The sequence below is a fragment of the Actinomycetota bacterium genome (assembly GCA_035536535.1).
Taxonomy (GTDB): Bacteria; Actinomycetota; JAICYB01; order JAICYB01; family JAICYB01; genus DATLNZ01.
Genome location: DATLNZ010000148.1, coordinates 1 through 5,938 on the forward strand (window position 1 = coordinate 1; position 5,938 = coordinate 5,938).

Here is a 5,938-nt window from a genome sequence, read left to right on the forward strand (position 1 = left end):
GAGGAATTTATGGCCGGGGGCGGAAACGACAGCCTCACGCACGTGGACTTCATGATCGGCAGCGACGACATGGACATCGACGGCATCACCGCGTCCGGCAGCGCCGAGGCCGTGATGCGGTTCGGCGAGTGGGCGTTCGACGTCTGACCGTCTGACCGCCGCGAACGGCTCTGCCGGACCCCCCTTGACCCTCTCGTAGCGTCATCCCGCAGACTGCGGGCATGGGTGAACTGGGACAAGACCCACCCCGGCCCCGAGCTCCCACAGGACGTGGTGGAAGGCACGCGCTCTCGATACGTCGAAGCGTACGAGCGGATCACTGGACGCTCCTTCGACGAGCACCTCAAGGAATCGTCCTGAACGGCTCCGAGCACGACCGGTGCTTGGGGGTGCCGCTCTAGTGCAGCCACTTGGTCCACTCGGCGCCCGGATCGCTGCCCAGGAACGCATGGTGGACAACGACTGCTGCTCCACCGACTACACGTTCCTCAAGCACTACATCGTGTCGTAGGTCGCGCGAGTCTGTGGCGAAGTCCACAGGCACACTCGGGCCCAGCAGGCAGGATCCCGGCTGACGCCGGCGAATGCTTCCAGGCACGGGTCAGGCTTCGTCAATCGGGGGGTAGTCGTGGATCGTTCAGGTGGGGCGCTCGGGCGAGCGCGGATGGCGATTGCGCTTCTGGCGATGAGTTTGGCGTGGGCTGGACCGACCGCGTCACGGCCGGTGTCGGCCCAGGTGCCAGAGCGTCCACATCTGCCGAGCGCCGGGTTGTCCGCTCCCGGAGTGGACGTGCCCTGTGAGCCAAGCGCGGATCGGCCCGTTCCGCTCATCCTGCTGCACGGCACAAGGTCCGACCGGACTATCAATTGGTCCTACCTGGGTCCTGAGCTGGCGGCCATGGGCTTTTGCGTGTACAGCCTCGACTTTCCCGACAGGGGACAGGTTCCCGTCCCGGATTCGGTCGCCGCTCTCGCTGCCCGCGTCGAAGAGGTGAAGCGGGAAACGGGGGCGCCCAAGGTCTCATTGTTCGGTCACTCCCTGGGCGGCGTCGTTGCGCGCGACTACGTCAAGCGGGGCGGCGGTCTGACCATGGTCGAGGACGTCGTCGCCATGGGCACGTCGCACACCGGTTACTACACCGAGCCGCCGGGCGACCAGGTGGATGCTCTTTTCAATACCGAGTGCCACGCCTGCTTCGACCAGGCGCGTGGCTCCGACTACATGCTGGGACTCAACGACGGGCCGGACCTCACGCCCGGCTCGGCCTCCTACACCTCGATCATCACGGCTTACGACGGAGTCGCCTTGCCGCTGGAGAGTCAGTACCTGCCGGAGGGGCCAGAGGTGGCCAACATCCTTCTGCAGGACGCATGTCCGGACCACTTCGTCGATCACGTGACTCTGGCGCTGGATCCGCTCGTGCGGGACTGGGTCGTGAACGCACTGGAGCGCGCTGGACCTGCCGACGAGAGCCGGACCGTCGACTGCGCCCCGCCGCTCAGCCGCAGAGGGAGCTGAGGGCGCGTCCGGAGTGTCGCGGTGGATTGGGGCGGCGCGACCCCGCGCCTTAGTCGACGGAGAAACGCTCCCAGGCTGACTGGCGGGTGATGCCCAGCGCCGCGCCGATCTCCTCCCATGTCCGGCGTTGGCTACGGGCCAGGTGAACCGCCTCTCTCAGCGGGCTCTCCATCGACTTGATGCCCTCGTTGATCCCGCGGATAACGGCCAGGGGGTCGTCCTCGACGTTGCCGGAGATGCCGAGGGTGACGCTGACGTGCAGCGGTGAGCCCGGCGGTTCGTCGTGCCTGTACTCTGACCTGCTGGACGAGCTTCTCGTCATGTCCTGCCCCCCTGGTGTGCGTAAGGACGACCTTACGGAAGTCAGGAATACCTGTCAACCGTCAGGGAGTCCTGATCGGCTCTGAGGACCGGTCGTGAGGTCCGTGCGTTAGGGTCGGACGATGACCGACCGGCCCCCGGCGTCCCTGCTCGGCCTCCAGCCCGGACGCCTGCCCGAGAGCTTCACGGACTTCCTGCGGGCCGAGCGTCCGGACCTCCTTCCGCGCCTGGAGGGGCAGGGGACCGGGATGACCTTCGCCACGACGATCCTCGCGCTGCGGTACTCGTCCGGGGTGGTGATCGCCGGCGACCGGCGGGCGACCGAGGGCTTTTCCATCGCGCACCGCGACATCGAAAAGGTGTTCCCGACCGACTCCCACTCGGCGGTGGCGATCTCCGGCGTGGCAGGGCCGTCGATGGAGATGGTGCGCCTGTTCCAGACCGAGCTCGAGTACTACGAGAAGGTGGAGGGCGAGCCTCTGTCGCTCACCGGCCGGGCGAACCACCTCGGCCGCCTCATCCGCGCCAACCTTCCGGCGGCGATGCAGGGACTGGTCGTGCTGCCGCTGTTCGCGGGCTATGACGTGCGGACCGGCGGCGGGCGCATCTTCCGCTACGACGTGACCGGCGGGCTGTACGAGGAGACCGACTATCACGCGACCGGGTCCGGGGGCAGCGAGGCGAAGGGGACCCTCAAGAAGCTGTACCACGCGTCGGACGACATCGACGGCGACGCCGGCGTGCGCATGTCGCTTGAGGCCCTGGCCGATGCCGCCGAGGAGGACGTCGGCACCGCGGGTCCGGACCCGGTCCACGGCATCTACCCGACGGTGTTCGTCATCGACGCGCAGGGGGTCCGGGAGGTTCCGGAGGCCGAGGTCCGGCGCGTGGCCACGGAGGTCCTCGACCGCCGCTCCGCCGCCTACCAGCGCCGCGCCGGGACCACCAAGCCCATGTCGGCGGAGGAGTGAGCATGCCCGGTTCGTTCATGTACGCATCGCCCGAGCAGGTGATGCGCGACAAGGCCGACTACGCGCGCAAGGGCATCGCGCGGGGCAAGCCTCTGGTGGCGATGGAGTACTCCGACGGCGTTCTGTTCCTGGCCGAGAACCCGTCGTCGACGCTGCACAAGATCTCCGAGATCTACGACCGCATAGCCTTCGCGGGGGTCGGCAAGTACAACGAGTACGAGAACCTTCGCATCGCCGGCATCAGACAGGCGGACCTCAAAGGCTTCTCGTACTCCCGGGAGGACGTGAGCGCGCGATCCCTGGCGAGCCAGTACTCCCAGTGGCTCGGGCAGATCTTCACGGAGGCGATCAAGCCGTTCGAGGTCGAGATCCTGCTCGCGCAGGTCAACGAGGACGGACGTCCGGCCGAGCTGTATCACGTTATGTACGACGGGATCATGGCCGACGCCACCGGGTACGTGGCCCTTGGGGGCAAGTCCGATGAGCTGACCGAGGAGCTGTCCCGCACCTACGAGCCGACGCCGGACCTGTCCGCGGCCGTCCGGACGGGGCTTGCCGCCCTTCAGACGGTGGAGGGACACGACATCCCTTCGGAGACCGTCGAGGCCGCGGTGCTCGATCGCACGATGGCGCGGCGCAAGTTCCGTCGTTTGTCCGCGGCCGATCTGACGGCCTGAGCAGGCACGGCGGCGGCCGGCTCCCGGGCTGAGTCTGCGGGGTCCCAGGTTCGGGGTCCTGGATGCCGGCCGACCTTAGACTCAATCGATGGAGAAGCGGATCTTCGGCCTCGAGTCGGAGTACGGCGTCACCTGCACGTTCCGGGGCCAGCGCCGGCTGAGCCCCGACGAGGTCGCCCGCTACCTGTTCCGCAAGGTCGTCGCGTGGGGCCGCTCGTCCAACGTGTTCCTGGAAAACGGCGCGCGCCTTTACCTGGACGTCGGCTCCCACCCTGAGTACGCGACTCCCGAGTGCGACTCGATTCTGGACCTCATCGCCCACGACAAGGCGGGAGAGCGGATCCTGGAGAGCCTGCTGACATCGGCGCAGCACCGGCTGAAGGACGAAGGGATAGCCGGCGACGTCTACCTGTTCAAAAACAACACCGACTCGGCAGGCAACTCCTACGGCTGCCACGAGAACTACCTGGTTTCCCGTTACGGCGAGTTCCAGCGCTTCGCCGACGTCCTGATCCCGTACCTCGTCTCGCGCCAGGCGTTCGCGGGCGCAGGCAAGGTCCTGCACACGTCCCGGGGCGCCATTTACTGCTTGTCCCAGCGGGCCGAGCACATCTGGGAGGGCGTGTCCTCTGCCACGACGAGGTCCCGTCCCATCATCAACACGCGCGATGAGCCCCACGCCGACGCCGAGAAGTTCCGCCGGCTGCACGTGATCGTGGGCGATTCGAACATGAGTGAGGTGGCCTCTTATCTGAAGGTCGCCACCACCGCCATCCTGCTGCGCATGGTGGAGGACAGCGTCGTGTTCCGCGACATGACCTTCGAGAACCCGATCCGGGCGATCCGGGAGATCTCCCACGACGTGACGTGCAAGCGCAAAGTCCGGCTGGCCAACGGACGGGAGCTGACCGCGGTGCAGGTCCAGTGGGAGTACTTCGAGAAGGCGCAGCGCTACGCGGAGCGGCGCGACCTGGATGACACGCTCAAGACCGGACTGAAGCTGTGGGAGCACGTCCTGCTCGGACTCGAGTCGGATCCCATGTCCCTGGACCGGGAGCTGGACTGGGTCATGAAGCACAAGCTGATCCAGGGTTACCGAGACCGTCACGGCCTTCCCCTGGGCCACCCGCGCGTCGCGCTGCTTGACCTCGCCTACCACGACGTCCATCGGGAGCGCGGGCTGTACTACCTGCTCGAGCGTGGAGGCCACTCGGACCGCATGGTTACCGACGAGCAGGTGGACGAGGCCCGTACGAACCCGCCGCAGACGACGCGCGCGCTGCTGAGGGCGAGGTTCATCCGGGAGGCCAAGGCGCGCCGCCGCGACTTCACCGTGGACTGGGTGCACCTGAAGCTCAACGACCAGGCGCAGCGCACGGTGCTCTGCAAGGACCCCTTCCGGTCCGTTGACGAGCGCGTGGACAAGCTGATCGCGTCGATGTAGTGCCGAGCTTCCGGACCGGCACCGTCCAGGAGGTCCTCGAGCACCACCCGGGCCTGCAGACGTTGCGGGTGCTCGTCGGGGATCAACTGCGCACCGCGATCCTTTACCCCTCGCACGCGGCCCCCGCGGTGGTGGGGGACCGCGTGGTGCTGAACACAACCGCCGTCGACCTCGACCTCGGGACCGGGGGAGCCGACTTTGTCGTCTGGAACCTGGCCGCTGAGTCCTATGACTCCCTGTCCGGGGGCCACATCATGAAGCTGCGGTACACGCCGGCGCAGTGCGACGTGCTGGCGGTGGAGGCCCCGGAGTCACCCGACCACGTGTTGATGGACTCACCCGGGTCGCTCGACCTGACGCCGGTTGTCGCGGCCTCTCTTCACTCACAGCTGTTGCCGGTCGTCGCCGCCATCAGGCACCGGATTCCCACTGCGCGGGTCGCCTACGTGATGACCGACGGCGCCGCTTTGCCCGCGGCCCTGTCGAAGGTCGTCCGGCGCATGCGGGAGCTCGAGTGGCTGTGCGGAGTCGTCACAGCGGGACATGCGTTCGGCGGGGATCTCGAGGCAGTTGGCGTTCCGTCGGGGGTGCTGGCCGCCAAGCGTGTCCTTGGTGCGGACGTGGTGGTCGCCGGTATGGGCCCGGGAGTGGTGGGGACGTCCACCCGCTTCGGCACCAGCGCGCTGGAGCTGGCGACGATCGTCATGGCCGCAAAGGCTGTGGGAGGCCTGCCCGTCGTCGCGGTTCGGATGTCGTCCGGCGATCCCCGTGAGCGGCACCGGGGGTTGAGCCACCACGCCGTCACCGCTCTGGGTCTGGTGGACCCTGAGGGTGTCCAGGTGCCGGTGCCCGGTGAGGCGGGAGCCGAGGTGCGTTCCATGCTTCACCGGTTCCAGGTGGTCGAGGTGGACACGGCGCCGGTCCGTCCGCTTCTGGACCAGGCGGCCGGGCAGGGGCTGGAGGCGTCGCACATGGGACGCACTCCCCCGCAGGACCCTCTGTTCTT

General features: G+C 67.7%; 7 protein-coding genes and 1 pseudogene. 7 read left to right on the top strand and 1 reads right to left on the bottom strand.

What is annotated here, in order from left to right:
* The 3 genes and pseudogenes from VNE62_09870 to VNE62_09880 all read left to right on the top strand — a co-directional run.
* Window positions 1-147 (top strand): aminopeptidase (locus VNE62_09870; protein ID HVE92586.1); only part of this gene is annotated, 147 nt, incomplete at its 5' end.
* Between the two features lie 84 nt (window positions 148-231).
* Window positions 232-360: pseudogene (locus tag VNE62_09875) on the top strand (phosphoribosylaminoimidazolesuccinocarboxamide synthase).
* Between the two features lie 304 nt (window positions 361-664).
* On the top strand, window positions 665-1,519 hold the full coding sequence (locus tag VNE62_09880) for an alpha/beta fold hydrolase (GenBank protein HVE92587.1): 855 nt from the start codon (window positions 665-667) through the stop codon (window positions 1,517-1,519).
* Window positions 1,520-1,568: 49 nt separating this feature from the next.
* Here VNE62_09880 and VNE62_09885 read toward each other — a convergent pair whose 3' ends face one another.
* Window positions 1,569-1,841 carry a hypothetical protein gene (locus VNE62_09885; protein ID HVE92588.1) on the bottom strand — a complete coding sequence of 91 codons (273 nt, stop codon included), beginning with the start codon at window positions 1,839-1,841 and terminating at the stop codon, window positions 1,569-1,571.
* A gap of 121 nt (window positions 1,842-1,962) precedes the next feature.
* Here VNE62_09885 and prcB point away from each other — a divergent pair, with 121 nt between their 5' ends.
* From prcB to VNE62_09905, 4 genes are all read left to right on the top strand, one after another.
* Window positions 1,963-2,811, top strand: a complete 849-nt coding sequence (prcB, locus tag VNE62_09890; GenBank protein ID HVE92589.1) for a proteasome subunit beta — start codon at window positions 1,963-1,965, stop codon at window positions 2,809-2,811.
* 2 nt (window positions 2,812-2,813) lie between these two features.
* Window positions 2,814-3,488, top strand: coding sequence for a proteasome subunit alpha (prcA, locus tag VNE62_09895; GenBank protein HVE92590.1), 675 nt, complete (start codon window positions 2,814-2,816; stop codon window positions 3,486-3,488).
* Window positions 3,489-3,576: 88 nt separating this feature from the next.
* Window positions 3,577-4,932 carry a Pup--protein ligase gene (gene pafA, locus VNE62_09900; protein ID HVE92591.1) on the top strand — a complete coding sequence of 452 codons (1,356 nt, stop codon included), beginning with the start codon at window positions 3,577-3,579 and terminating at the stop codon, window positions 4,930-4,932.
* The coding region (locus VNE62_09905) for a DUF3866 family protein (protein HVE92592.1) at window positions 4,932-5,938 on the top strand (1,007 nt) is incomplete at its 3' end. The genes pafA and VNE62_09905, both read left to right, overlap by 1 nt.

Excerpts from the sequence above, each read along its gene's own strand:
- VNE62_09880 (HVE92587.1), top strand. The coding sequence starts at position 665 with ATGGCGATTGCGCTTCTGGCGATGAGTTTGGCGTGGGCTGGACCGACC.
- prcB (HVE92589.1), top strand. The coding sequence starts at position 1,963 with ATGACCGACCGGCCCCCGGCGTCCCTGCTCGGCCTCCAGCCCGGACGC.
- pafA (HVE92591.1), top strand. The coding sequence starts at position 3,577 with ATGGAGAAGCGGATCTTCGGCCTCGAGTCGGAGTACGGCGTCACCTGC.
- prcA (HVE92590.1), top strand. The coding sequence starts at position 2,814 with ATGCCCGGTTCGTTCATGTACGCATCGCCCGAGCAGGTGATGCGCGAC.
- VNE62_09885 (HVE92588.1), bottom strand. The coding sequence starts at position 1,841 with ATGACGAGAAGCTCGTCCAGCAGGTCAGAGTACAGGCACGACGAACCG.